27 protein-coding genes, 1 rRNA gene and 1 pseudogene are annotated in these 25,657 nt (G+C 33.4%); 6 read left to right on the top strand and 23 right to left on the bottom strand.

The features are described 5' to 3' along the window. Positions 1–77: ribosomal RNA gene (rrf, locus tag KWG70_RS18020) — 5S ribosomal RNA — on the top strand; the annotation flags it as partial. A gap of 87 nt (positions 78–164) precedes the next feature. Here the strand turns inward: rrf and KWG70_RS08910 are convergent. From KWG70_RS08910 to KWG70_RS08825, 18 genes and pseudogenes are all read right to left on the bottom strand, one after another. Then, positions 165–398, bottom strand: a complete 234-nt coding sequence (locus KWG70_RS08910) for a DUF6095 family protein (RefSeq protein ID WP_230935656.1) — start codon at positions 396–398, stop codon at positions 165–167. Next, entirely contained in the window at positions 376–1,206 is an 831-nt protein-coding gene (murQ, locus tag KWG70_RS08905) for an N-acetylmuramic acid 6-phosphate etherase (RefSeq protein WP_230935655.1), read from the bottom strand. The genes KWG70_RS08910 and murQ overlap by 23 nt, the downstream gene beginning before the upstream one ends. Before the next feature lie 50 nt (positions 1,207–1,256). Then, complete coding sequence (locus tag KWG70_RS08900; protein ID WP_230935654.1) at positions 1,257–2,054, bottom strand: DUF4249 domain-containing protein; 798 nt, start codon at positions 2,052–2,054, stop codon at positions 1,257–1,259. 27 nt (positions 2,055–2,081) lie between these two features. After that, entirely contained in the window at positions 2,082–4,463 is a 2,382-nt protein-coding gene (locus tag KWG70_RS08895; RefSeq protein WP_394801630.1) for a TonB-dependent receptor, read from the bottom strand. A 60-nt stretch (positions 4,464–4,523) separates the two neighbouring features. Next, positions 4,524–5,459 (bottom strand): threonine ammonia-lyase, encoded by a 936-nt coding sequence (locus KWG70_RS08890; RefSeq protein WP_230935652.1) that lies wholly within the window; start codon positions 5,457–5,459, stop codon positions 4,524–4,526. Positions 5,460–5,539: 80 nt separating this feature from the next. Then, entirely contained in the window at positions 5,540–7,759 is a 2,220-nt protein-coding gene (locus tag KWG70_RS08885; RefSeq protein WP_230935651.1) for an NADP-dependent isocitrate dehydrogenase, read from the bottom strand. Positions 7,760–7,956: 197 nt separating this feature from the next. Next, positions 7,957–8,160 (bottom strand): annotated as a pseudogene (locus KWG70_RS08880) (pentapeptide repeat-containing protein); the annotation flags it as partial. Between the two features lie 21 nt (positions 8,161–8,181). After that, positions 8,182–8,532: a pentapeptide repeat-containing protein gene (locus KWG70_RS08875; RefSeq protein ID WP_230935650.1), complete on the bottom strand. Its 351-nt coding sequence runs from the start codon at positions 8,530–8,532 to the stop codon at positions 8,182–8,184. Between the two features lie 710 nt (positions 8,533–9,242). Further along, positions 9,243–9,593 (bottom strand): 50S ribosomal protein L19, encoded by a 351-nt coding sequence (rplS, locus tag KWG70_RS08870; RefSeq protein WP_230935649.1) that lies wholly within the window; start codon positions 9,591–9,593, stop codon positions 9,243–9,245. A gap of 216 nt (positions 9,594–9,809) precedes the next feature. Next, a complete protein-coding gene (locus KWG70_RS08865) occupies positions 9,810–10,148 on the bottom strand; it encodes a hypothetical protein (protein ID WP_230935648.1) in 339 nt (112 codons plus the stop codon). 22 nt (positions 10,149–10,170) lie between these two features. Continuing rightward, positions 10,171–10,848 carry a tRNA (guanosine(37)-N1)-methyltransferase TrmD gene (gene trmD, locus KWG70_RS08860; protein WP_230935647.1) on the bottom strand — a complete coding sequence of 226 codons (678 nt, stop codon included), beginning with the start codon at positions 10,846–10,848 and terminating at the stop codon, positions 10,171–10,173. Between the two features lie 32 nt (positions 10,849–10,880). Next, positions 10,881–11,324 carry a nuclear transport factor 2 family protein gene (locus KWG70_RS08855; protein ID WP_230935646.1) on the bottom strand — a complete coding sequence of 148 codons (444 nt, stop codon included), beginning with the start codon at positions 11,322–11,324 and terminating at the stop codon, positions 10,881–10,883. 163 nt (positions 11,325–11,487) lie between these two features. Further along, a complete protein-coding gene (locus KWG70_RS08850; protein WP_230935645.1) occupies positions 11,488–11,925 on the bottom strand; it encodes a GNAT family N-acetyltransferase in 438 nt (145 codons plus the stop codon). A gap of 73 nt (positions 11,926–11,998) precedes the next feature. Continuing rightward, entirely contained in the window at positions 11,999–12,610 is a 612-nt protein-coding gene (locus KWG70_RS08845) for a tRNA (guanine-N1)-methyltransferase (RefSeq protein WP_230935644.1), read from the bottom strand. 144 nt (positions 12,611–12,754) lie between these two features. Further along, positions 12,755–13,492, bottom strand: coding sequence for an LVIVD repeat-containing protein (locus KWG70_RS08840; protein WP_230935643.1), 738 nt, complete (start codon positions 13,490–13,492; stop codon positions 12,755–12,757). A gap of 19 nt (positions 13,493–13,511) precedes the next feature. Continuing rightward, positions 13,512–14,039, bottom strand: coding sequence for a hypothetical protein (locus tag KWG70_RS08835; protein WP_230935642.1), 528 nt, complete (start codon positions 14,037–14,039; stop codon positions 13,512–13,514). Between the two features lie 117 nt (positions 14,040–14,156). Continuing rightward, a complete protein-coding gene (locus tag KWG70_RS08830; protein ID WP_230935641.1) occupies positions 14,157–15,605 on the bottom strand; it encodes a glyceraldehyde-3-phosphate dehydrogenase in 1,449 nt (482 codons plus the stop codon). A 142-nt stretch (positions 15,606–15,747) separates the two neighbouring features. After that, positions 15,748–17,163 (bottom strand): trypsin-like peptidase domain-containing protein, encoded by a 1,416-nt coding sequence (locus tag KWG70_RS08825; protein WP_230935640.1) that lies wholly within the window; start codon positions 17,161–17,163, stop codon positions 15,748–15,750. A 157-nt stretch (positions 17,164–17,320) separates the two neighbouring features. Between KWG70_RS08825 and dapF the strand changes: the two genes are divergently transcribed. The 5 genes from dapF (at position 17,321) to KWG70_RS08800 (ending at position 21,377) form a co-directional block, all read left to right on the top strand. Further along, complete coding sequence (dapF, locus tag KWG70_RS08820) at positions 17,321–18,094, top strand: diaminopimelate epimerase (RefSeq protein WP_230935639.1); 774 nt, start codon at positions 17,321–17,323, stop codon at positions 18,092–18,094. Further along, positions 18,094–18,618 (top strand): GNAT family N-acetyltransferase, encoded by a 525-nt coding sequence (locus KWG70_RS08815; RefSeq protein WP_230935638.1) that lies wholly within the window; start codon positions 18,094–18,096, stop codon positions 18,616–18,618. Before dapF ends, KWG70_RS08815 begins: the two co-directional genes overlap by 1 nt. Next, the gene (gene mltG / locus KWG70_RS08810) at positions 18,619–19,662 is read left to right on the top strand and encodes an endolytic transglycosylase MltG (RefSeq protein WP_230935637.1); all 1,044 of its coding nucleotides are present in this window, start codon (positions 18,619–18,621) and stop codon (positions 19,660–19,662) included. A gap of 38 nt (positions 19,663–19,700) precedes the next feature. Next, on the top strand, positions 19,701–20,576 hold the full coding sequence (locus KWG70_RS08805) for a DUF2279 domain-containing protein (protein ID WP_230935636.1): 876 nt from the start codon (positions 19,701–19,703) through the stop codon (positions 20,574–20,576). Positions 20,577–20,684: 108 nt separating this feature from the next. Next, on the top strand, positions 20,685–21,377 hold the full coding sequence (locus KWG70_RS08800; protein WP_230935635.1) for a peptidoglycan-binding protein LysM: 693 nt from the start codon (positions 20,685–20,687) through the stop codon (positions 21,375–21,377). A 75-nt stretch (positions 21,378–21,452) separates the two neighbouring features. Here KWG70_RS08800 and KWG70_RS08795 read toward each other — a convergent pair whose 3' ends face one another. The 5 genes from KWG70_RS08795 to KWG70_RS08775 all read right to left on the bottom strand — a co-directional run bounded on the left by KWG70_RS08795 (position 21,453) and on the right by KWG70_RS08775 (position 25,648). Next, positions 21,453–22,253: an energy transducer TonB gene (locus tag KWG70_RS08795; protein WP_230935634.1), complete on the bottom strand. Its 801-nt coding sequence runs from the start codon at positions 22,251–22,253 to the stop codon at positions 21,453–21,455. A 195-nt stretch (positions 22,254–22,448) separates the two neighbouring features. Continuing rightward, positions 22,449–22,910, bottom strand: coding sequence for a DUF2314 domain-containing protein (locus tag KWG70_RS08790; protein ID WP_230935633.1), 462 nt, complete (start codon positions 22,908–22,910; stop codon positions 22,449–22,451). Between the two features lie 70 nt (positions 22,911–22,980). Beyond that, positions 22,981–23,697 carry an SAM-dependent methyltransferase gene (locus KWG70_RS08785; RefSeq protein WP_230935632.1) on the bottom strand — a complete coding sequence of 239 codons (717 nt, stop codon included), beginning with the start codon at positions 23,695–23,697 and terminating at the stop codon, positions 22,981–22,983. 3 nt (positions 23,698–23,700) lie between these two features. Then, on the bottom strand, positions 23,701–25,116 hold the full coding sequence (locus tag KWG70_RS08780) for a PQQ-dependent sugar dehydrogenase (protein ID WP_230935631.1): 1,416 nt from the start codon (positions 25,114–25,116) through the stop codon (positions 23,701–23,703). Positions 25,117–25,183: 67 nt separating this feature from the next. Beyond that, entirely contained in the window at positions 25,184–25,648 is a 465-nt protein-coding gene (locus tag KWG70_RS08775; protein WP_230935630.1) for a low molecular weight protein-tyrosine-phosphatase, read from the bottom strand. Positions 25,649–25,657: the final 9 nt, after the last annotated feature.

Here is a 25,657-nt window from a genome sequence, read left to right as displayed (position 1 = left end):
TACCATTCCGAACAGAGAAGTTAAGCCCATTTGCGCCGATGGTACTGCAATCGTGGGAGAGTAGGTCGTCGCCTTTTTTGAAACCCCGTTCTTATTATAAGAACGGGGTTTTTGTTTTTTGTGTACTTATTATTTTTATAAAATATATAGAAGAAAAAAGGTATCTAAGAATTTTTGAACATACTGTCCATTATTGTTTTTAATCCTTTAAAAGCAAAGTATATGGCTAGAATACAAAGAATCGAAGCCACAATTAAAATTGGAATGTATAAGGGCTTTTCTGGATTAGAAAGACCAACATAAAAGAGCGTTGGTCCTAAGAACATTAAAACTAAAGTTAAGCCCATAGTTTTTATCCCTTTTACTAATAGTTCTTTATTCGTTCTTTTTGTTTCCATTAGTATAGTATTGTATTGCGGTTCTAACATTTTTGTGTTTTTCTAATAAATGCTCTGCTTCTTTAAAACTGATATCCAATTCTTTTATAAGCATTTTAATACCTCTATCTACCAACTTATTATTACTCAATTGCATATCTACCATTTTATTTCCTTTTACCTTATTGAGTTTAATCATAGTTGAAGTGGAAATCATATTTAAAACCAGTTTTTGAGCGGTTCCAGCTTTCATACGAGAGCTACCCGTTACAAATTCTGGACCGACAATGATTTCTATGGGATATTTTGAGACATTGGATAACGGACTATTTTTGTTGCAAGTAATACAACCCGTAATGATATGTTCTTTATTGCATTGTTCTAATGCTCCAATAACATATGGTGTGGTTCCTGAAGCAGCAATACCAATAACAACATCGTTTTTAGAAACACCATGGTCTTGCAAGTCCTTCCAGCCTTGACTTGTAGAGTCTTCAGCAAACTCAACAGCTTTTCTAATAGCTGAATCTCCACCAGCAATAAGACCAATAACTAAATCGTGAGAAACACCAAAGGTTGGAGGGCATTCAGAAGCATCTAAAATACCTAATCGACCACTTGTACCTGCTCCGATGTAAAATAATCTCCCGCCATTTTTTAGTTTTGAGGCAATCTGCTCAATTAAAATTTCAATTTGAGGAATAGCTTTTTCTACAGCAAGAGGAACCGTTTTATCCTCATTATTCATATGGATCAAGAGTTCATTAACAGTCATTTTTTCCAAATGATTGTAATTAGAATCTTGTTCAGTTGTTTTTATAAATGTCATAAATCAAAAATAAAGTATTTTTGACTTCTATCTATATATTTTGAATAAAGCTATTCTTGAATCGTGAAATTTATTCTATTAGCTTCAGAAAGATTAAAGTAACCCAAGGCATAATTGTCTGGATTTGTTGTGTTTATAATATTACCACGTAATAATGCAGGAGTGGTTTGAAAGGGATTGCCTCCTTCTTGTTCACTTTGCTCAATAAGTAAGCCAGCATAATTGAAATAGCGTTCGTCAATTCCTAAGATTTTAATAGTTAATTCTTGACCAGGAAGCATATCTTCATAAAAATAGGAGAATGTGAAACTTTCCCCTTGGTAAAATCTATCTTCACTTACTTCTAATAAGTTGAAATCAAAATCAAATAGATAAAAATCGTCTCGAGTACCATCATCAGTAAAAGTGACTTTTACTTCAGTTTCGTCACCCTCGAATAATGTTCCATCACCTTGTTCAACATTATCTATTGCGGTAGTTGGATAGAGTTGAGTTGTCGCTTTAAAGGTTTCATTGTTATAAATCACCGTTAATTCATATAGAACATCAAATTCAGGAACTATTACAGAGTTAGCTATTGGCGTATAAAACCCTTCGTCCCCTGAAGCTTCAAAATTTACGATTGAATTGTCTTCCAAATTTGTTATAAATACGGTCGCATTATTAACTGCGGGTACACCATCGTCAAAAAATGGAGCAGACATTGTCAAGCGTAAATAGCCATCTATAGTGACAGGATTTTCATTAAAATAAAATTCGAAGGATGCATCGACAACCAAACGAGGGTCGCTGTTAGGAACTTCAACATCAATTACATCTTCACAACTTGTGAATGTAAAAAGTATCATCAAAATATATATTAACCGATTCATACGTTAAAATTTAAAATTATAAGTAAACGCTGGTATAATTCCGAAAATGGAGGTTCGAGTTGCTTCGTTTACAAAGGTATCTTGATTTCTTGCAAAGTTAATTGAGGCTGCATTTCTTCTGTTATATAAATTGTAAATACTAAAGACCCATTCACCTTGCCATTTTCTATTTTTATTTTTTCTAGGAGTTAAGGTCGCAGAAATGTCAATACGATGATACGCAGGTAAGCGTTCACTATTTCTTGCTCCTTCGTAAATTGGAACGGTTAAGCCTTGAAATTGAAATTGTCCAGACGGATAATTTGTAGGCTGTCCTGTTTGAAATATAAAATTCGCTCCAAATGTCCATTTATCATTAAGTTCATAATTTCCATTGAAAGAAATATCATGGGTTTTATCATAACCTGTATTGTACCATTCACTGTTATTTATTCCTGTTTCAAGAGCTGTTCTTCCTGGAGTTCTTTGTTCAGATTTTGATAAGGTATAAGCCAGCCAACCTTTAAATTTTCCTTCATTTTTCCGTAGTAAAATTTCTAAACCATAAGCTCGTGCTTCTCCATTTAAAATGTCTTGTTCAATGGCATTATTTGCAATTAGATTTGCACCATCTATATAGTCAATACGATTTTTTATATCCTTATAAAACACTTCGGTTTCTAAAGAGTATGTATTGTCTTTAATGTTTTTAAAATATCCAAAGGCATATTGGTTTAGTAACTGTGGTTTGATATATTTTCCACTAGGTGTCCAAACATCAAGAGGGGTTGGAGAACTCGTATTTGACAATAAATGTAGGTATTGGGCCATACGATTATAACTAGCTTTTATTGACGTATTATCATTGAAGGCATAGGCTACAGAAAGTCTTGGTTCTAAATTTGTGAAGGTTTCAATTCTATCACTCCTACTAAATCGGTTGACATCTATTGGTTCTGCTGCTTCATAAATTTGAAGTTCTTCATTGAATAAGAGCGGATTATCGTCTTGATATACATTTAATTCATCTTGCCCTAATCTAATAAAATTGCTTAAACGAATGCCGTATCTTAAAATGAGTTTATTAGATATTTTGTGTTCCACATCAAAATAACCTGCAAATTCATTAGCATATTTATCGATAAGTTTTTCTCTAACAATTCCAGAGTCTTCACGATTAGGTTTTATTTCACCTGGATTAAATTTATAGTAAATATTATTGATACCGTAGCTCAGTTGGAATTTAGTATTAAGGTAATGTTTGAAGTCATACTTTAAATTGAAATTTCTAATACCAGAATCCCATTCAAATCCTACAAAGTCAAGTTCAAGTCCATAAAAATAGTCTGAATATATCAACGAGAGATTTGAAAAGATCTTATCTGAAAATAAATGATTCCATCTCAAATTAACGACTGTATTTCCATAAGTGTTTTCAAAATTATCATCAATACTGAAAACATCACGACCAAAATAGCCAGACAGATATAGATTGTTATTATCATTTATTTTATAATTGAGTTTAGTATTTAAATCATAGAAATACGCCACATTATTATTTTCGTCATCGATAATAGGCAAGAATAAGTGTGCGTAAGACGCTCTTCCTCCAATAAGAAATGCACCTTTATCTTTAACAATAGGTCCTTGAGCTAATAAGCGACTGGACACTGCTCCAATTCCACCACTAAGTTTATAATTTTTACTATTTCCTTCTTTTTGATAGATATCCAATACTGAGGACACGCGTCCACCGTAACGCGCAGGAATTCCACCTTTATACAGTTTTAAATCTTTAATCGCGTCTGGATTAAATACAGAGAAAAATCCAAATAGGTGTGATGAATTAAATATAATCGCTTCATCTAATAAAATTAAATTTTGATCGGCCGAACCTCCTCTTACATTAAATCCAGAGGCACCTTCACCTGCATTCGTTACACCAGGTAAAAGTGTTATGGATTTAATGATGTCTACTTCACCTAAAACCACAGGCATTTGTTTGATAGTGTTAATAGATAAGGCATTAACGCTCATCTGTGGCTTCTTTATATTTAGCTTTTCTACATCTTGTTCAATGACAACCTCGTCAAGACTTTCAGAGCTTTCAGTTAATTTATAATTGATGGTTTTATCTTCGGAAAAAGAAATAGTTTCAGAAATGGTCGTGTAGCCTAAATAGCTAATCTGTATTTTATAGTCACCTTTAGGAAGTGAAATGGAGTAGAAACCATATTCATTAGTATTAGTGCCTGTTTGAAGTTCAGGAAAAATAATATTCACTCCAATTAGAGTTTCATTACTATTACTATCGGTAATTGTACCACTTAGTGTAAACTTTTCTTGGGCATATATGCAATTGGTAATAAACAGAAATAAAAGGAGGAGGCTTTTCTTAATTAACATCATAAAACAAAATTAAGAAAGAACTATCTGACAATTACAGCATTAAAAGTTAATTAATTATTAAAAAGGGAGCGCATTAATATCAACATTTCCGCCAGAAATAATGATTCCAACTTTTTTGTTTTTAAATTGATCTTTCTCTTTTATAACGGCAGCTAAGGCTACTGCACTTGAAGGTTCTATGATAATTTTCATACGTTCCCAAACAAAACGCATGGCTTCAATAATTTCATTTTCAGTAACTCTTATGATGTGTTTAACGTGTTTTAGTATGATAGGAAAATTATGATGCCCTAATTGTGTTCGTAAACCATCTGCAATAGTATTTGCAGTCTCATTAGTTTCTATTTTTCCTGATTGTAACGAACGATAGGCATCATCAGCTTCAAAAGGTTCGCCTCCAAATACATTACAGTCATTTCCAAAATAATAAGCAGCTAATGCTGAACCAGCGATTAGACCACCTCCACCTACAGGGCAAAAGACAGCATCTAGATCTGGTTGTTGGTTAAGTAGTTCAATACATGCTGTTCCCTGACCTAGGATTACATTTGGGTCATTTGATGGATGTATAAAAGTTGCACCTGTATCATTAACTATGCTATCGGCAGCATTCTGTCGTGCTTCAATGGTAGGTTCACATTCTATTATACGCCCTCCATATTGTGACACAGCATTCTTTTTTACAGCAGGAGAATTAGATGGCATTACTATGGTCGCTTTAACTCCCAAACTCTGTGCAGCAAAAGATAAGGCCTGAGCAAAATTTCCTGAAGAGTGTGTCACAACACCTTTAGCTTTTTGTACATCGGTTAATTGCATAATAGCATTTGTAGCACCACGCATTTTATAAGCACCAGTTTTCTGAAAGTTTTCGCATTTAAAAAAAAGCTGAGCTCCAACTAATTTATTAATCAGTCTGGAACTCAAAACAGGTGTATTATGAATAAACGGTCTAATTCTATTATGGCAAGCTGTAAGGTTTTCTTTTGTCATTCTGTAAATTTACAACTTGTTTGATACAAAAAAAAGACTGTCTTTTAAGACAGTCTCTGATTTTATATTTAGCTTAATAGTTATCCTATGATCTTATTTAAAGTGTCACTTGGTCGCATAGCTTTAGAAGTTAAATCGTCATTAGACTCGTAGTAACCTCCAATATCCATGGCTTGTCCTTGAACATCATTCAATTCATCAACAATTGTTGTTTCATGTGCTTGTAACTCTTCAAACAATTGAGTAAACTGATTTTTTAAATCGTCATCTTTCGTTTGGTTAGCTAAAGCTTCTGCCCAAAATAAAGCCAAATAAAAGTGACTTCCTCTATTATCAAGCTCATTAACTTTTCTTGATGGTGATTTTCCATTAGTCAATAATTTTTCGGTTGCATCATCCAATGCTTCTGATAAAATAATGGCTTTAGAATTATTATTTACATTTCCGTAGTGTTCTAAAGACACAGCAAGTGCTAAAAATTCACCAAGAGAATCCCAACGTAAATGATTTTCCTTTGTGAATTGCTGAACATGCTTTGGTGCAGATCCACCTGCTCCAGTTTCAAATAGACCACCACCATTCATAAGTGGAACAATTGACAACATTTTGGCACTAGTCCCTAATTCTAAAATTGGAAATAAATCAGTTAAATAATCACGCAATACATTTCCTGTAACAGAAATGGTATCCTTTCCATCTTTGATGCGCTCTAGGGTAAACTCAGTAGCCTTAATAGGAGAGAGGATTCTAATATCTAATCCAGAAGTATCGTGATTTGGTAAATATGTGTTTACTTTTTTAATTAACTCAGCATCATGAGCTCTATTTTCGTCTAACCAAAATACAGCTGGTGTTTGTGATGCTCGTGCTCTTGTAACAGCAAGTTTTACCCAGTCTTGTATTGGAGCATCCTTTACCTGGCACATTCTCCAAATATCACCTTCTTCAACATTATGGGATGTTAATACAGTTCCAGAGGCATCAATAACTTCTACTGTTCCATTTGAAGAGATTTCAAAGGTTTTATCATGAGAGCCATACTCTTCAGCTTTTTGAGCCATCAATCCAACATTTGGAACTGTTCCCATTGTAGTTGGGTCAAAAGCACCATGTTGTTTGCAAAAATTGATGGTTGCTGTATAAATACCTGAATAGCTACTATCTGGGATAACTGCTTTTGTATCTTGTTGTTTACCTTCGGCATTCCACATTTGACCTGAAGTACGAATCATTGCTGGCATAGACGCATCAATAATAACATCACTTGGTACGTGTAAATTTGTAATTCCTTTATCAGAATTTACCATGGCCACATCTGGCGCATTAGCAAATGCTGAAGTAATATCTGCTTCTATTTCTAAACGTTTAGCCTCTGGCAATTCATTTAATTTACTGATAAGGTTTCCAAATCCGTTATTAACATCAACACCAATCTCTTCGAAAGTATCGCCATGTTTTTCAAATAAATCTGCAAAAAACACACGAACTGCATGACCAAAAATAATGGGATCAGATACTTTCATCATTGTAGCTTTCATATGCAATGAAAATAAAACACCTTGCGCTTTAGCATCTTTTACCTGCTCATCTAAAAATGCCAATAAGGCTTTTTTACTCATAACCGTAGCATCAATAATTTCACCTTCCAATAATGCTAAGTTGTCTTTTAATACTGTTGTGTTTCCAGCTGTATCCTTATGAACAATACTTACTGAAGTTGCTTTGGCTAAAGTCACAGAAACTTCGTTATGTGCAAAATCACCATGCGACATAGTAGCCACATGACTTTTAGAATCTGAAGACCATGTTCCCATAGAATGCGGATTCATTTTTGCAAAATTCTTTACTGCTTTTGGTGCACGTCTATCTGAATTTCCTTCTCGCAATACAGGGTTTACAGCACTACCTTTAATTTTGTCGTAACGAGACTTGATTGCTTTTTCATCATCATTTTCAGGTTCATCAGGATAGTCAGGTAATCCATAACCTTGTGCTTGTAATTCTTTTATCGCAGCTTTTAGCTGTGGAATAGAAGCACTAATATTTGGAAGTTTTATAATATTAGCCTCTGGGTTTTTTGCCAATTCTCCTAATTCTGCCAAGGCATCAGGAACACGTTGAGATTCATTTAAAAAATCTGGAAAATTTGCCAAAATACGTCCAGCAAGAGAGATATCTCTACTTTCGATATTGATGTTTGACGATTTTGTAAACGATTTTATAATGGGTAATAATGAATGTGTTGCTAATGCTGGAGCTTCATCTGTTTTCGTATAAATGATTGTAGGAGTATTTGCCATAAAAATGTTTAGTATTTAGTGTATAGAAAACGCTTAGTTTTTAAGCTGTGCAAATATACAAAAAACTAAAGTTTCTTAGAAATGTAAAACTCGCATAAACAGTGCTTTTTATTGAAGTATGTTCTTTTATGTAAGAAATTATGAAATCGATAATTTATGACGTTATTTTTATCAATTTCAGAAAAAGGAGTTAAAAATTAGGCCTCAATCTTAATTTGATAAGTATCTAAGAGTCCTAGTACATTTTCTTTAGAGAATATAGCATGTTTAATTATATTGATTTCTGGATTAATTGATAGATTATATGAATTGGTGAAATCAACTTTTGTCAAATTAGAGTGATCAAAAACAGCTTGATGTAAATTACAATTATTGAATTTAGAACCACTCAGATCTGTATTGGTAAAATCGCTTTGTTCTAACTAGCATTGGTCAAAAGTGGTCTCTTTTAATTTCAAATCTTGAAAAGAAGCGAAGTTTAATTGCGATGATTTAAAGGTCATAGACATTAAGAAAGAATTACAGTCATGAAATGGAAAACCTACCAACTTACAATTATTAAATAAGACATCTTTAAAAATGGCATCTTTTGCTTTCACCATGCTAAAATTACAATCGATAAATTCACAATCCATAAAACTAATAGTAGAGATATAGGATTCTGAAAAATTACAATTAATAAAAGTGCAGTTATCGTATTCAGCTTTAGGAAGGTTAGTGTTGGTGTAGTTTATGTTCTTATAGGTTTTATCACTAATAAAGGGAACGTTCATATAGGCTATAGTTTAGTAATCAAAGTTATAAAAAGGAGTACATATAAAAAACAAAAGCCATATCACTGTAGCAGAACTACTTTGACATGGCTTTTTTGAGATAGCTACACGTGACCTATTTAACATCACTGTTAAAATCAAAACAATTGAACTTGCGTTCTCTTGCCTTTTTCGGTTCAAGCTTCACTATTTCAATGAAACCTTTCATAACTTTCAAAATGTATTGACCTGCTACTAATCGGTTTCGTTTTAGATTGTTTTCCTTGATGTTTATTTCTCTTAATCTTTCACTTTCGTGTTGGAATGCCTCAATAAACATTGCTCATCCTTTTCACATTCACTTTCGCTCCTGTTACTTTTTCAAAGCTTTCCGCTTCAACCAAATCACCTGCTTACACATCTAATTTACCTCAAGCTTCATGATTCTGCTACTTACACGCTTACACCTGCAGTTTACAAAACCTCAAAAAACAATACTATATAAAGAACGTTGCTTTATTACAATTTAACATAAATTCGAAACTTAATTCAAAACCAAACTAGGTTTGTTGTTAATTGTTTAGCTAAAGTATGTTTTTGTTTGAAAATTCCAAATTTTTAACCAATTTAGATATTCACATTTTATAAACCGTAGTTATTAACAAAAGTTCATAACTAAAAAAGCCCTGACATTTGTCAAGGCTCTTTTGAAATTATGTGGTCGAAGCTTACTATCTTCTAACTTCTTTAATTCTAGCTTTCTTACCAGTAAGACCTCTAAAGTAGTAGATTCTTGCTCTTCTAACTTTACCTCTTTTGTTCACTTCAATTTTTTGAAGTGCAGGTAAGTTAATTGGGAAGATACGTTCTACTCCAATAGTTCCAGACATTTTTCTAATGGTAAATGTTTGTGAGGTACCAGATCCTTTTACTTGCAATACCACTCCTTTAAAGAACTGTGTACGCGTTTTGCTTCCTTCTTTAATTTCGTAATACACTGTGATTGTATCACCTGCTCCAAATTCTGGAAAATCTTTTTTTGTTACAAATTCGTCTTGTACAAATTTTACTAAAGAACTCATTTTATTGTGTTTATAAAGTTGTTTCAAACCAACATTCACGATTCTCGCCAGAGGTTAATCCAAAAGTGGTGCAAAGATAATTAATAATTGATAATGCGCAATTATTAATCAATAATTTTTTGGGCGTTTCGTTTGGCTTTTTACCAAGCCAAACGCCAGGCTTTTTGCAGTCGCTCTCTACGAGGAGCTCCAACAATGCTGTCAATCCTTAACGCATTAGTCCAAGAATTCATTCTTGGGTATTGGCTTTTTAAAATACTCAAGAGCAAAAAAGAATAAACCAAAACAAAAGAGTCCATAAGATAGACTTGATAAAATAGCCATGGCTCCTCTTACTTTAAACATCATTTCAAAATTATCACTTGTTGAAAATATATTTATTAGAAAACCAATTATTGTCGTAATCACCATTAGTATGGCACCAATAAATACGATGGTTGTAGTTATGGTTCTATTTTTAATAAATATAATGATACTGGCCGCTGTCACTAAAAGCATTGCTAGGACATTTACAACCGCACTTATAGTATATAAATATTCTGTCGATTCTAACATGATGATTATATTTAATGAAGAGTTAGTCGTCCAATAAATCTGGTCGACGCTCTTTGGTTCGTTTATACGCTTGTTCTTCTCGCCATTTTTCTATTTCAGGAAAATTTCCGCTAAATAATACTTCAGGTACTTTCATACCATCATATTCTCTCGGCTTAGTATAGATAGGAGGCGCTAATAGTCCATCTTGAAACGAATCGGTTAGGGCAGAGGTTTCATTTCCCAACACACCAGGAATCAATCTAATAATGGCATCACATAAGACTGCTGCACCTAATTCACCACCAGACAGAACATAGTCACCTATAGAGATTTCTCGTGTAATAAATTTATCACGAACACGTTCGTCAACACCCTTATAATGCCCACATAAAATGATGATATTCTTTTTTAGTGAGATTTGATTGGCCATACTTTGGTTGAGACGTTCGCCGTCTGGTGTCATATAAATGATCTCATCATACGTACGTTCACTTTGTAATTTTGAAATACATTTATCAATAGGTTCGATCATCATAACCATACCTGCGCCACCACCAAATTGAGTATCATCTATAGCTTTGTAACCACCTGTAGCATAGTCTCGTAAATTATGAAAATGGACGCTTACCAAATTAGCTTCGATAGCACGTTTAAGGATTGAAGCTTCGAACGGACTTCTCAATAATTCTGGTAGAACGGTTATAATGTCTATGCGCATGGATGATAATTAAGACAGCAAAGATAAATGAATTAACTCTTATCTGTAATTTTTTTGATCTTTCCGTTGAGAAATTCAAATTCAGATTGTCCTTTTAATTCTAAAGTGTCTCCAGCTTTAAGTCCGTTTGGTAAGTCCACAGCCAATATGGCTTTATAATCAATATCAATAGTGACAGTCGTGTTTTTATGCGCCCAAGACGTTATTGTTTGTGTTCGCTCTTTGAAATACTGCTTTGCCGATTCGGCCTGAACTTTAAATGCTTTTAATCCCTCGGTTCTTAAATCTACAACTCCATTAGATATGTTTTCAAAAATGACATCTTGATGACAATCCTTAATCATACCATCTATATCAAAATTGTTATAGGATGTGATATAGTTTTTTACGATGTCTTTTTGATTTGCTTTCATTTGATCTTCAGTTTGACAGCTACAACTTAAAATTAATGTAATGATTAATAGTATTTGTTTCATTTAAAATTAGCATTTTTTTTAACCTTTTATCATGTCCAAAGCAGTTTTTATAGCGAGATCATCAGTCTCGAGATCACTCATGATTTTTCTAAAAAAGTCTTGAGTGTTTCTTGGGTAGTCAATGATGATATCGGCATAAATACCTCGACTCTATATTGACTCCTTATTTATTACTCCAAAAAAAATGTAAATCGGTGTCTTTAACAAAACCTAAACGTTCATATAACCGTTGTGCGGGATTATCAAAAGCTGTTTGTATTGCCATACCTTTATTATTTTCAGATTGGCATAAATGTTTTGCACGATTGATTAAAGCTTCGCCAATCCCTTGACCTCTAAACTTAGAATGCACATATAAGTCGTTAAGCAAATACATTGGTTTCATAGATACAGATGACAGTAAAGGATACAGTTGGGTAAATCCGGCAGCTTCATCATCAACATAGGCAATATAGATAATAGAGTCATTTTTAACGATGCGTTGTGTTAAAAAACGTTTAACTGCCGCTGGATTAGAATCCTGCTTATAGAAGACACGATAGCCATCAAACAAATTAATCAATCCTTCTAAATCTCTCAGTTGTGCGTGATATATGGTCATAAAAAAAATCTGTAACCTAAAGTTACAGATTTTTATTTAAATCTTTAGCGATTTCATAGTTCCGAAGAACCAATTATCCGTTATTCTTCTGTTTATTGATTTCGTCTTGTAATTGACGTCTTACTTTTTGCTCACGCTCTAATGCGACACGTCGGTGTTCTTCAAATTCCTCTTCGGTTTCGGCTAAGGTCTTTTTGGCTTGCTTAGTGATGGCATTACTGTTTTTGAACTTGTAGATAAAAAATAACAATAAAGCCGACAATACACCAACAATACTCCATAAAATCAAGCTGTAGTTAGGTTTGCTCGTTTGCATTCCAAAAAGTACCATACTATCTTTTTCTGCAATGGTATTATCTAAACTTGTTTTGGTGTTTGCAAGATTAGCTTTTAAACCTTCAATCTCTTTAGCTTGAGTTTCTACAACAGCACGTGTGTCGTTTAGATCTTTATGAACTGCATTAAGCGAATCGATGGTATGTGCCTTGAGTGCATATAACCAAGTTTTCTTTACCGTTTTATAATCTTGCCAACTGTTTGAACGTCTAATAACATATTCAAATTGATTGTCGATTGTTCCACTATTTAATGATAATTTTTCTTCATTATTGGCTGTTTGTGCAGAAGCCGTAGAGAAACATAATACTGTGAGGGCTGTGAATAATAGCGTCTTAAAAAATTTCATTTTGGTTTGGTTGAGTTTTAATAGCTTAATTTATGGTAGCAATATAATAATTTATATGATAATTTAGGTGTAAATCAGGATGTTGATATAAACATCAAGCCTCACTAAATGTGAGGCTAAATTATATACGAATGAAAGTTGATTTTAGATGTTGATAGTGCTTAATTCTTCTGTGTTTTGAATGCTATTTGGATTGAGACTGTATTGGTATAATCCGTTTTCGCCAATGAGTATTAAGGTGTTGTTGTTAACAATAACATCAAAAGCATCTCGGTTAATAGCATGAACTAAGACCGAATTTTCGGGATCTGACACATCAAAAATTTTCACTTCATCGTCGCATACGATAAGATAATCATTGTATAATCCTAATCCGATAGGCTTAGTTAAGTTTCTACTAGAAATTAAAACAGGATTAACCACATCTGTAACATCGTAAATCTCTAGAATATTAATAGTAGTACCACAACCAATATCGGCATGTAAAGTCACATAGGCATGAGTTGCATTGGCTACTACAGGATCACATGCGGTGAAATGTTGTACATCAGATAAGTATTCTGGTTGTTCAGGGTTTTGCACACTATAAATGTACATGCCGTTTTGGGAACCTATGTATAGATATTCTTTGTAATTGAATAAGGTTTCAATTTCAAAGCCAATGATAAGCTTATTAACTTTTACAGGTTCTTCGCGATTGACGATGCTAAATACATTTAGGTTTTGATCATCAACGGTATACAAATAGTCGTTATATGTTGTAAAACGCGCTAAAGAGCCTGCTTTTCCAGTCTCATTTGAGGAGCTATCTGAGTTACTTGAACTGTCGGAATCACAACTCAACATAAGTCCGATAACTAATAAAATGATATATTTTTTCATAATCGTTAAGTTTTGCGTTTTAGATGTTTTCATTTATAGTCCAGTCTACAATAATTTCATTCTCTTGAATTCCATAGAAAGAAGTCCCAAATGGAGATCTTAGTTGAGGAAATGCATTAGGAACGCGTTTGGTGATTTCCATAGTTCCATTTTGAGGATCTAAAGTGAGTGCTAATAAATCGGTTGCATTATTGACATAAATTGATTCTCCTTTAATAGTCAGATCTGAAGACCCTAACACATTAAGAAAAGCTATATTTTGCGGATTTGAAGGGTCTGTATTATTAATAATATGAAATCCTTTATTGCGTTCATTGACAAAAATATAATTGCCCTTAACATAAATTTTTCCTGAATTAACAATCACCTCTGCTGTAGATTGAAGGCTCGTCGTGTTTTCAAAATCTGAACGTTGCATAATTACGGGTTCGTAATACTCTTCAATTTGAGTAGTAATAATTTCCTCTTCAGGACCGAAAAACCAGCAGGAATGGAGGCTGAGGCTAAAGCATAAGAGTATTAGCATCACAAAAGATTTCTTTTTCATAGCAATTGATTTAATAGTTCTATTTACTAGATGCAGAAATCCTTAAAAGGTTGCTTTGATAAACAAAAAAATCCCATTTTAAACAAAATGGGATTTATCTTAATAGTATTATACAGACTAGTAGTATGAAAAACGTCTTACTTTCGCAATGTATTTTGCAAGCCTAATAACTTGATGACTATAGCCATATTCGTTATCATACCAGATGTAAAGAATGGCATTTTTTCCATCGCCACGAACAATTGTAGCTTTGCTATCATATATTGAAGGCGCAGAACTTCCAACGATATCACTAGATACTAATTCGTCACTCATTTCATACTTAATTTGTTCAACCAAATCACCTTCAAGTGCATATTTTTTCATGATGGTATTAATACCTTCAACAGAGGCTTCTTTTTCTAATTCTAAATTTAAAATAGCTAGAGAACCATTTGGAACAGGAACTCTAATAGCATTAGAAGTTAGTTTTCCTTCAAGAGAAGGTAAGGCTTTTGACACCGCTTTACCAGCACCAGTTTCAGTAATAACCATGTTGAGTGCCGCAGCTCTTCCACGACGGTATTTTTTATGGAAATTATCCACTAAATTTTGGTCATTTGTATAGGCATGAATCGTTTCTAAATGTCCACTTACAACTCCAAATGTATCTTCCATAGCTTTTAAAACAGGCGTAATTGCATTTGTAGTGCATGATGCTGCTGAAAAGATATCTACTTTATCAGGATTGTTTTCAAGGTGATTTACACCATGAACAATATTAGGAACACCTTTACCTGGAGCTGTTAATAATACTTTCTCTACACCTTTAGATTTTAAATGTCTTCCTAAAGCTTCGTCATCTCTAAAAGCACCAGTATTATCAATAACTAAGGCATTATTGATACCTAATTTGGTATAGTCGATGTCTTCTGGAGCATTTGCCGAGATAACATTTACAGTAGTTCCATTAATAATTAAGGCGCTGTTTTTAGCATCTGCAACAACAGTACCAGGAAAATCTCCATGTACAGAATCATTACGTAGTAATGATGCTCTTTTTTCTAAAACAACCTGATCTATGGCACCTCGAGTAACGATAGCTCTTAAACGTAATTGACTCCCTTTTCCGGTTCGAGTCATTAATTCTCTTGCCACTAGACGACCAATTCTACCAAAACCATAAAGAACAACATCCTTAGGTTGTATGGCTTTATTTTTCTTTGCGTCTTTAAGTTTAGCTGCAACAAAACCTGTAGCATTACTATATTTTTGATCTTCTAAATGAAACTCATACGTTAACTTTCCAATGTCTAATTTAGCAGGAGGAAGGTCTAGAGTTTTAATAGCTTGGGCAATTTCTACAGAGTCAAAAATTGAAATTGGTTTCTGCACAAACTCTCCAGCATATTCGTGAAGATTTAAAATTTCGCTCACATTGCGATCAATTAATTGGTTTCTAAATAGCACCAATTCTATTGATTTATCGTACCAAAGGTCGCTAACAATTTTAATAAATTCAACTGTAGCTCTTCTACGATCTGCCTGAAAAGCAAGTTCTTTTTCATAAGTTCCGTTCAAACCCATTGTAAATGATTTAGTGTGTTGTGTGTTTAAAAATTTTTGCAAAAATAATATATTTCAAACGTTTTCGTAGCGTTTTTTGATAAAATAAAAACCCCTTCAAAATTTTATGTTCTGAAGGGGTTTGTATACATTTAATTTATATCTATCTAAAGATGACTTCTTTTCGTTCTAGATCTGTATTTAAATATTCTAGTTTGAAAATGTTTTCTTGAGCATTTTCGCCATACTTTTTTGTAAACTTTGTAATATCTTCCACACTATGTATTGTAATATCATTTATTCCTGTAATGATATAACCACGTCTGATGCCTAATTTAGAATAGAGAAACTTATTTTTATTATCTTGCACGATAACTCCATTTTTAATATTATAGTCCTTTTTTAATTTAGACGGAAGGTTACGTAATTCCATATTAATAAACTCAACACTTATAATATCACTTTTAGACAGTGTTACAGGTATAATCTTTACTTTACTGTCTCTTTCAATTTCAACATTAACAACATCATTAGGACGTTTGGTTTTTATATAACCACTTAAATCTGAAAACTTCGAGATCGCAACATTATCTAACTTTCTGATAATATCTCCATTTTTAATACCAGCCTTTTTAGCACCAGAGTTATCTTCAACATTACTAATGTAGACCCCTTGAATTTCACTAACACCTAGTTCTTTAGCTTCATCTGAGTTTCTATTTAAAATAGACACACCAAGAACACCTTCTTGAACATCTCCATATTCCATAATGTCTTGAACTACTTTTCTGGCAATATTACTTGGTACTGCAAATGAATACCCTATATATGAACCTGTTCTTGAGCTAATCGCTGTGTTAATGCCTATAAGTCGTCCGTTAGAATTCACCAAAGCGCCTCCAGAATTTCCTGGATTTACAGCAGCATCCGTTTGAATGAAGGATTGAGAATTTCTCCCAGATAAGTCTCTAGATTTTGCACTAATAATTCCTGCAGTAACTGTAGATGTTAAGTTAAAAGGATTGCCAACAGCTAAAACCCATTCACCTACTTTTGCATGATCTGAATCACCAAACTCTATAGCAGGTAAATCTTCTTCTGCATCAATCTTTAAAAGCGCAATATCAGTTTTTTCATCAGTACCAATTAGTTCTGCTTCAAATACTCTGTTATCATTTAAGGTAATTGAAATGTTGCTTGCACCAGCTATAACATGATTGTTGGTGATAATATATCCATTTTTATCAATGATAACACCACTTCCAGTTCCAACTTGAGCACGTTGAGAGCGTCTTCCGTAGAATAAATCTTCAAAAGTAAGAGCACCACTTACAATAGAGGTGTTCTTTACGTGAACCACAGAATTTATAGTGTTCTCAGCTGCTAATGTGAAATCTGATTGTTCTCCATTAATGAGATTGGCTGTTTTTGTATTGTAGCTTGCGTTTAAAAACTGAGGCTCATTTGAGCTTTCAGTTACAGTTATGATTTGTTCTTTTTCTATAAAGTGAGTGTAGGTAGATAATGCAATAATTCCACCTAAAACAGACACAAATACTAAGGTTAAAATCTTTTTCATAAGTTATTAGGTTTTTAAAATGTTTAATAGCGTATTTAACGATTAAATTTAGTTATTTATTGAAATTGAAATTCAACTTTAACGATTTTTAACGTTGAATTTAACGCTCATTTAACAGCACAATTATCGCGTCATAATTTATATATTTGCAACACGTATGGCATTTACATTTTATAAATATCAAGGAACAGGAAACGACTTTGTAATAATTGATAATCGTCGGCAAACTTTCAACAAGAAAGACACCAAGCGTATTGCCTTTTTGTGTGATAGACGTTTTGGTATTGGAGCAGATGGTTTGATACTTTTAGAAGATCATGAATCATGTGATTTTAAAATGGTATATTTTAATGCTGATGGAAATGAAAGTTCAATGTGTGGAAATGGTGGTCGTTGCATCACAGCTTTTGCCAACTATTTGGGTGTTATAGAGAATGAAGCCACTTTTGAAGCTATTGATGGTTTGCATAAGGCTAAAATAGAAAATGGCTTGGTAAGCTTACAAATGCAAGATGTTGATGATATCGATGTGCATGAATCACATACGTTTTTGGATACAGGCTCACCACATCATGTTCAAATGACAGATCGTTTAAGTGAGTTTGATGTAAAAACTATCGGAAGACAAATTAGAACAAGTCCACTTTACAACGAAGCTGGTAGTAATGTGAATTTTGTTAGTAAGAATACTGATGATAATTTTTCTGTTAGAACCTATGAAAGAGGTGTTGAAGATGAGACTTATTCATGCGGAACGGGAGTTACTGCTGTTGCTTTGGCAATGAACTATATTGGTGAGACCACTAAGGATATCATTACTTTGCAAACTGAAGGAGGAACTCTTCAAGTGTCGTTTGAAAGGCATGAAAATGTTTATAAGAATATATGGCTTATAGGTCCAGCAACTCTAGTTTTTAAAGGCGAGATCTAATGAAAACACTTAAAGGCACACATATTTATTTAAGAGCATTAGAGCCAGAAGATCTTGAATTTATTCATGAGATTGAGAATAATCAGGATATTTGGGAGATTAGTAATACGATTACACCATATTCTAAGTTCTTAATTAAACAATATTTAGAACAAGCACATAAAGATATTTTTGAAGTCAAGCAATTACGCTTGGTTATCTGTGATACTAATGATAAAGCGCTTGGTATGATAGATTTATTTGATTTTGATTTTAAAAACAGGCGAGCTGGTGTTGGTATTTTGATTAAAGAATCTGCCAATAGACAAAAGGGTTATGGAAAGGAGGCCTTACAATTATTAATAAACTATTGCACATCTCATTTAGATATGCATCAGTTATTTTGTAATATTTCCGAAGATAATAGTGTGAGCTTGAAACTATTTGAAAATCAAGGATTTGAAATTATCGGACTAAAAAAAGATTGGAACTATGTGAATGGTTCTTATAAAAATGAATACTTATTACAAATACTATTTAATTAAATGTACTTAAAAAAAATACTTTGGGCTATTGCTTTAGTCGGTTTGGTTGTTGCTGCATATTTTGGTTTTTATGTATACAATGCTATGATAGCACCTAATACAAATTTCAATAATGACGAAGCCTATATTTTTGTCTCTAAAAGTGATACTTATAAAGATGTTAGAGTACAGCTAGAACCTTTACTTAAAGATATAGACAATTTTGATGCATTAGCAGAACGAAAAAAATACACGACCAATTTAAAAGCAGGTCGATTTGTGATTAAAAAAGGAATGAGCAATAATGATATTATCAATTCTATTAGAAGCAATAATATTCCTGTTAAGATATCTTTTAATAATCAAGAGAGTATAGAGAAATTAGCAGGTCGTATTAGTGTTCAAATCGATGCAGACAGTACATCACTTATTGCTGTGATGACCGATGATACGTTTTTGAAGACAAGTGGGTTTACTAAACAAACGGCCTTAGGAATGTATATTCCCAACAGCTATGAGTTTTTCTGGAATACATCACCAGAAGGTTTTAGAGACCGAATGCTCAAAGAGTATGCTAGTTTTTGGAATGGTAGCAGAACAGCAAAAGCAAAGGCTATTGGTTTGACCAGAGACCAAGTAATGACTTTAGCGTCTATAGTTCACGAAGAGTCGAAGCAAGCCAGTGAGCAACCAAGGATAGCTGGTGTATATATGAACCGTATTCGCATAGGAATGCCACTTCAAGCTGATCCTACATTGAGATTTGCTGCATATCAATTGCCTGAATATAAGAATACAGTGATTAAACGTGTACTAAATAAACATAAAGAGATTAAATCACCTTACAATACTTATATGAATGCAGGTTTGCCTCCAGGTCTTATTGCTATGCCTGATATTTCAGCAATTAATGCTGTGTTGAACTACGAAAAACACAATTACCTTTATTTTGCTGCTAATGCAAAAAAACTTGGATTTCACAAGTTTGCAAAAACTCTAACACAGCATAATGTTAATGCAAGAGAATATCAACGTTACTTATCGTCACAAGGGATAAATAAATAATGTCAATAAGTCGTTACATTCTTTTTTCATTTTGTTGTATGGTTGCACTTTCAGTAAGTTCGCAATCTAAGATAGATTCTTTTTTAAAAATCAGTGATACATTAAATAAATCAAGACGAAACGCTGTAGTCATCACTCAAGCTTCTTTAGCTTCTTTAACATTAGTAGGATTGGATCAATTGTGGTATGCTGATTTTCCAAGATCAAAATTTAAGACCATTGATGATACAGATGAATGGCTGCAAATGGACAAATTGGGTCATGTGTTTTCTTCATATCAACTCGGACGAATAGGCGCAAATACATTGAGATGGAGTGGAGTAGGCAAAAAGGATCAGCTCGTCTTTGGAGCGACATTAGGTTTCGGATTTTTGACAGCCGTTGAAATCTTTGATGGTTATTCTGAAGAATGGGGATTTTCATGGTCAGATATGGTTGCTAACGGATTAGGAACGGGATTATATATTGGGCAAGAATTGCTTTGGGATGAACAACGTATCACAATGAAATATTCATTTCATCAAACACAATACGCCAGTCAGCGGCCAGATAAATTAGGCGAAGGGTTTCTAGAGGAAATGCTAAAAGATTATAATGGTCAAACCTATTGGTTAAGTGCTAATTTACATTCGTTCTTTAAAGAAAGTAAAATTCCTAAGTGGATTAATGTCGCAGTTGGCTATAGTGCAGAAGGAATGCTCACCGGAAAAAATGAAAATGTTGATAATATATTTATAACTCAAGACAGGAGACGACAATTCTTCCTGAGTTTAGACGTAGATTTGTCTAGAATACAGACAAATTCTCGAGTGTTGAGGACTGTATTTGACGTTTTGAACGTAATTAAGGTGCCATTTCCAGCTATTGAATTCAACGGGAAAAATGGCATAAAGCTCCACTATATCTACTTTTAACAACACTTTAACAGCTTATTTTTAAATATATAGAAAAAAGCGTATATTTGCAGGCGCAATTTGTAAGTCATACAAGGGGACAATTTTGACTTACTAAAATTAGCTATTATGATTAAAAAAGTAGGTAATTATTTTGTTGTACCATTAGCTATTTGTGTCACACTTTATATGGCACTTAAACCTGAACAATCGATCAATTATGCCGATTATTCAACTGAAGGTTTAGAACTGGATTACAACATATCTAAGGAAATGGCTTTTACTGAAGATGCTTCTGATGATGTAAATACTTCTGCAGAATTATCTAACCCGTTTCAGTCAACACATACATATTTCCCATATTTAGGTAAATCGTATCATGGGTTTAAGGAGGCTTTAGCATTTAAAGAATCCAGAGGAAATTACTTTACGGTAAATACGCTTGGTTATTTGGGTAAATATCAGTTTGGAGCCGAAACCTTAAAAATGATCGGAATTTACAATCCAACACAATTTTTATACAATCCGGAGTTACAAGAAAAGGCATTTTTAGCGAATGCAGAACGTAATAAATGGATTCTAAGAAAGGATATCAAACGTTTTGTTGGAAAGAAAATTAGTGGTGTAGAGATTACAGAATCTGGTATTTTAGCTGCAGCTCACCTAGCAGGTCCTGGTAGTGTGAAGAAGTTTTTAAGAAGCTATGGAGGTAATAATTTCTCTGATGCTTATGGAACAACAGTAAGACATTACATGAAGAAGTTTTCAGGCTATGATACATCATTTATAGAAGCAGATAAGAAAGCGAAAGCTACATTATAATAGATTGATAATGAATAGTTGAAAAGCCACATAGTATATGTGGCTTTTTTTAGTTTAAATATGTATCGTGTGAGTTTAACATCCTATGCTAAAAGAAAATACGAGTTCTTGATCCACATACTCTCCATTGACATTCTTTGCTGGTTTCCATGCTCCTGATGTTGTGTTAATTACTTCAATTATCTTCTTGTCAATATCTGGGTCACTTGAGTTTGATTCAATTCTGGTATTAGTAATCTTGCCTTGCTGTGTTACTGTAAAGTAAACCTTTGCAGAATTGAGTTTTTCTTGGTCTATATGTCCTAATAGACTATGACCACGTTCTTCGAGATATGTTATAAGTGCGTCTTCTCCATCTATATATTCAGCTTGTTGATTGGGAACAATTGTAAAGTGCGGACACCAATAGTCGTATTTGGTTTGCAATGTTTCTTCGTTTATTTGTTCATAATCTCCTCTTACTAAAATATTTGTTGAAAAGTCAGCTGCTTTTAATAGCTCGATTTGAGATTTAGATAATTTATCATCCTTGCTTAGTGCAACAAAATTAGTTTGCTTGTTATCTTTAACTACAATAATACTGACAGACTGGTAAGATTCTAAAGGAGGCATTTGTTGTTTTGATAAGAAATCAGTTATAGATTTGGCTTTGATGAGGTCAGATTTTTTAATAGCATCATATCTAGTGCCTACTGAATAAAAAAAGCGAGGACTATTTTTTTTCATGTTTTTAGAAACTCCAGTAATAGAAGCAAGTCGATTATCTTCAGAAATTTCAGTTTGATCTGTTACTTTAGTATCAACGTTTAATACCCCATAAACCACTAAGCTAAAAACAATAAGAGCTGTGCTAAAAATTATTCTATTCTTTTTCATATGATATATATCTATTAATTCATAGTTATAAATGTATGATATATAGCAGATTAAGCTTTATTTGAAATGTCAAAAAAGTGTGAAATTAGTGTGAATCACGCTGAATTCAGATAAGATGGTTGGTGTTTTATTAGACAGAGAAATGGTGATCTATAGATTGAAAATTGTTTTTTTTCTATCTATAGCTCTAAGCTGTTACTGTTCTTCAAACAGATATTTTTCCGTAAAATCGCCTTCGGAAATTTGTTTTACATCATTGGTGATTACCCAATCTTCAATATCAGTTCTAATAATTTTAACGGTATCGCCAATACTTACATTTTGTACCCAATATGGTTCATTAATTAAAATCCCAGTAAATTGATTGTTATCAAAACCTAATGTGCTTACCCACATATGTTCATTATAATCGGCACTTTCAAATTTACTTTTTACAACAAACCAATAATTGGTGTCTTTTGCATGCTTACTTAGTTCTTCGATGAAATGATCAAGAGTTTCTTGTGCCTCTTTTACTGCTAATTTAATCTTTTCATTGTCGGCATTAACTTCAAACGTGTCTTCATTAATCGTTGTCACATTATTTACATTTTGTTTACATGAGAAGCTTAGCATCATAAATGCTGAGACTAAAATAATGGTTACGACTTTTTTCATCAGGTATATTTTTTTATTTGGTGCTATTATATGATTTGAATTGTAAGAATTACGTTTACTATGTTGTGTTTTAATCCTTATGAATCACAAAAATAGCGGGACGTTTATGCAGATCAATATTAGTGTGTTTCCATTCACCGACAGTCATGGTTTTAATATATTCTGTAGGTAGGGTAATATCGCAGGCCACACATACACGTGTATTCTTATGAAGTGTAGCACATATATCTTCTAAGATCTTATTATTACGATAGGGTGTTTCAATAAATAACTGCGTTTGATTTTGTTCAAATGATAAGCGCTCCAATCGTTTTAAGGTGGCTTTCCGTTCTTGTTTATCGATAGGAATGTAGCCATTAAAAGCAAAACTTTGTCCATTCATTCCCGAACTCATTAATGCTAATACTATAGAGGAAGGACCAACCAGTGGTACTACCTGAATGTTATTATTGTGAGCCAATTTTACAATATCTGCTCCAGGATCTGCTATTCCAGGGCAACCAGCTTCAGAAAGCAATCCCATAGGCTTGCCACTTTTACAATCATCAAGAAAATTTTCAATTTCTTCTGGTTGTGTGTACTTATTTAAAATCTTAAAGTTTAAGGTAGATTGTTGTTTCCGCGAATCTACCTTTTTTATAAATCGTCTTGCTGTCTTTTCATTTTCAACAATATAGTCGTCTACTAGTTCAATAATTTTTTTTACTGAAATGGGTAAAACCTCGAGTGGAGGATTATCGCCTAGACGTGTTGGAATAAGATATAGCTTACCGAAGTTTGAATTCATTAGTTACTCTACTATTAGTTTGCGCACACTCTTCTCACCATTTGTTCCCATGATTTCTACAATATACAATCCGCTTGTTAAAGATTTTGTAGTTATGGTCACCAACTGTTCATTAAAATTAGATTGTGATTGCACCAACTTGCCTTGAATATCATGTATGTTGATATTGCTTATTTGGCCAGATGCGTTTAAGAAATCAAAAGTGAGTGAGTTTTTTGTTGGATTTGGATACATTTTAATAGCATCTATTGTTTGCTCATTTACACTTAAATTGTCATCAATAATTCGTGATATAGTTCCATTATCTAGCCCTACAGTATATAATTCACCATTTACATCTTCTCCAAAAGCTGAGAAACCATGGCCTACAAATCGGTCGATAAAATTAAGTTGAAACACATCTGTTGAGGTTTCTTCGACTACCCCAATCTCATCACTACAATAATCAGCGAAAAAATATAAACCTTGCAAATTAGGTTGTGCAGTTCCTCTGTATCGAAAACCTCCAGTTATAGCACATTTAAAAGGGTTGCCACCATAGTTGTATTCAGCAACAGGTGCTGTGTGAGTGATTGTACTACACCCTGTAACGCTACTAAATGTTGAGGTGCCTTCAAAACACTTCCAGCCATAGTTTTCACCACCTGATGATGTAAATGGAACTCGATCGATTTCTTCTCGATTACTTTGACCAACATCAGCTATCCAAAGATCTCCATTAGAACGATCAAAAGAAAATCGTGATGGATTTCTTAAACCATAAGCCCATATTTCATCTAAAGCGGAAGAATTACCAACAAAAGGATTGTCATTAGGAATAAGATATGTTGTACCTGCATCTATTTGGGCTTGAGTTACATTAACATCAAGTCTTAACATTTTACCTAACAGTGTTGTAAGATTTTGAGCTCTATTTCCTGGGTCTCCACCAGATCCACCATCACCAGTAGAGATGTATAAATAACCGTCATTGGGACCAAAATGCATATCGCCAGCATTGTGGTTAAAAAAAGGTTGATTTATAGTAAGTAGAATAACTTCTGAGCTCGAATCTGCAGTATTAGCGGTAGCTCTTGTGAATCGAGAAATTATTGTATTTTCATTATTATCAATGAAATTTACATAAAAATAGCCATTAGTTGCATAATCGGGATGAAATGCAATACCTAGTAGGCCTTGTTCACCTCCATTATTTGTGACTCTAGGGTCAATGTCTAAAAATGGAGTGGCATTTACAGAACCATCGGCATTTATAATTTTAATAACACCTGCACGTTCGGCTACAAATAACCTGTCGTCTCCAGCGTGTTTTAAATTTAAAGGGCTAGAAAGCCCAGTTGCAAAAACTTCTAAGTTGACGTTTTGGCCGTAACTTAGAGATATGACAAAGCAGGCTAGTAAAAGAGTTAAATTTTTCATTTTTCTAGATTTTAAGGAATTTTTTTTACAAAATACGAAAAAAAATAAGAGTTTATTTACAAATTCATTATCTAGAACTGTTTGTCAACTCCTTAGAAAGAATCGTGCAGGCTCTATCTAGAAGAGAAAATACATGCTCGAAATCTGAAATATCACCATAATACGGATCTGGAACTCTTTTATCATTAACAGAATTATCAACTTCTAGAATAAGCTTAATTTTTGCAATGTCTTTATTGTTTCTGGCGAGTTTAGCCACATTGTCAAAATTTGATTGATCCATGACATAAATAAAGTCGAAGGTGTCAAAGTCTGATACTTTAAACTGTCGCCCGCGTTGATTTGAAATGTCTATACCATACGATTTGGCTACAGCAATCGAACGCCTGTCAGGCAAATCCCCAACATGGTAGTTGGCAGTTCCGGCCGAATCGACATAAAAATGGTCTTGAGAAAGCTTAGATTGCAAAATGCCATGAGCTAATGGCGAACGACAAATATTGCCTAAGCATACCATTAGAATACTAGTCATGATAATGAT

Origin of the sequence: Psychroserpens luteolus (assembly GCF_021032705.1) — a bacterium.
Lineage (GTDB): Bacteria > Bacteroidota > Bacteroidia > Flavobacteriales > Flavobacteriaceae > Psychroserpens > Psychroserpens luteolus.
Note: the sequence above shows the minus strand (reverse complement) of the source record. Positions and strands in the feature narration are given on the sequence as shown.

Excerpts from the sequence above, each read along its gene's own strand:
- KWG70_RS08900 (WP_230935654.1), bottom strand. The coding sequence starts at position 2,054 with ATGATACTTTTTACATTCACAAGTTGTGAAGATGTAATTGATGTTGAA.
- trmD (WP_230935647.1), bottom strand. The coding sequence starts at position 10,848 with ATGCGCATAGACATTATAACCGTTCTACCAGAATTATTGAGAAGTCCG.
- KWG70_RS08885 (WP_230935651.1), bottom strand. The coding sequence starts at position 7,759 with ATGGCAAATACTCCTACAATCATTTATACGAAAACAGATGAAGCTCCA.
- KWG70_RS08850 (WP_230935645.1), bottom strand. The coding sequence starts at position 11,925 with ATGACCATATATCACGCACAACTGAGAGATTTAGAAGGATTGATTAAT.
- KWG70_RS08815 (WP_230935638.1), top strand. The coding sequence starts at position 18,094 with ATGAAAACACTTAAAGGCACACATATTTATTTAAGAGCATTAGAGCCA.
- KWG70_RS08855 (WP_230935646.1), bottom strand. The coding sequence starts at position 11,324 with ATGAAACAAATACTATTAATCATTACATTAATTTTAAGTTGTAGCTGT.
- KWG70_RS08890 (WP_230935652.1), bottom strand. The coding sequence starts at position 5,459 with ATGACAAAAGAAAACCTTACAGCTTGCCATAATAGAATTAGACCGTTT.
- KWG70_RS08795 (WP_230935634.1), bottom strand. The coding sequence starts at position 22,253 with ATGAAAAAGAATAGAATAATTTTTAGCACAGCTCTTATTGTTTTTAGC.
- KWG70_RS08825 (WP_230935640.1), bottom strand. The coding sequence starts at position 17,163 with ATGAAAAAGATTTTAACCTTAGTATTTGTGTCTGTTTTAGGTGGAATT.
- KWG70_RS08875 (WP_230935650.1), bottom strand. The coding sequence starts at position 8,532 with ATGAACGTTCCCTTTATTAGTGATAAAACCTATAAGAACATAAACTAC.
- KWG70_RS08785 (WP_230935632.1), bottom strand. The coding sequence starts at position 23,697 with ATGAATTCAAACTTCGGTAAGCTATATCTTATTCCAACACGTCTAGGC.
- KWG70_RS08840 (WP_230935643.1), bottom strand. The coding sequence starts at position 13,492 with ATGAAAAAATATATCATTTTATTAGTTATCGGACTTATGTTGAGTTGT.
- rplS (WP_230935649.1), bottom strand. The coding sequence starts at position 9,593 with ATGAGTTCTTTAGTAAAATTTGTACAAGACGAATTTGTAACAAAAAAA.
- dapF (WP_230935639.1), top strand. The coding sequence starts at position 17,321 with ATGGCATTTACATTTTATAAATATCAAGGAACAGGAAACGACTTTGTA.
- KWG70_RS08865 (WP_230935648.1), bottom strand. The coding sequence starts at position 10,148 with ATGTTAGAATCGACAGAATATTTATATACTATAAGTGCGGTTGTAAAT.
- mltG (WP_230935637.1), top strand. The coding sequence starts at position 18,619 with ATGTACTTAAAAAAAATACTTTGGGCTATTGCTTTAGTCGGTTTGGTT.
- KWG70_RS08845 (WP_230935644.1), bottom strand. The coding sequence starts at position 12,610 with ATGAAATTTTTTAAGACGCTATTATTCACAGCCCTCACAGTATTATGT.
- KWG70_RS08775 (WP_230935630.1), bottom strand. The coding sequence starts at position 25,648 with ATGACTAGTATTCTAATGGTATGCTTAGGCAATATTTGTCGTTCGCCA.
- KWG70_RS08800 (WP_230935635.1), top strand. The coding sequence starts at position 20,685 with ATGATTAAAAAAGTAGGTAATTATTTTGTTGTACCATTAGCTATTTGT.
- murQ (WP_230935655.1), bottom strand. The coding sequence starts at position 1,206 with ATGACATTTATAAAAACAACTGAACAAGATTCTAATTACAATCATTTG.
- KWG70_RS08805 (WP_230935636.1), top strand. The coding sequence starts at position 19,701 with ATGGTTGCACTTTCAGTAAGTTCGCAATCTAAGATAGATTCTTTTTTA.
- KWG70_RS08780 (WP_230935631.1), bottom strand. The coding sequence starts at position 25,116 with ATGAAAAATTTAACTCTTTTACTAGCCTGCTTTGTCATATCTCTAAGT.
- KWG70_RS08895 (WP_394801630.1), bottom strand. The coding sequence starts at position 4,463 with ATGTTAATTAAGAAAAGCCTCCTCCTTTTATTTCTGTTTATTACCAAT.
- KWG70_RS08835 (WP_230935642.1), bottom strand. The coding sequence starts at position 14,039 with ATGAAAAAGAAATCTTTTGTGATGCTAATACTCTTATGCTTTAGCCTC.
- KWG70_RS08910 (WP_230935656.1), bottom strand. The coding sequence starts at position 398 with ATGGAAACAAAAAGAACGAATAAAGAACTATTAGTAAAAGGGATAAAA.
- KWG70_RS08830 (WP_230935641.1), bottom strand. The coding sequence starts at position 15,605 with ATGGGTTTGAACGGAACTTATGAAAAAGAACTTGCTTTTCAGGCAGAT.
- KWG70_RS08790 (WP_230935633.1), bottom strand. The coding sequence starts at position 22,910 with ATGAAAAAAGTCGTAACCATTATTTTAGTCTCAGCATTTATGATGCTA.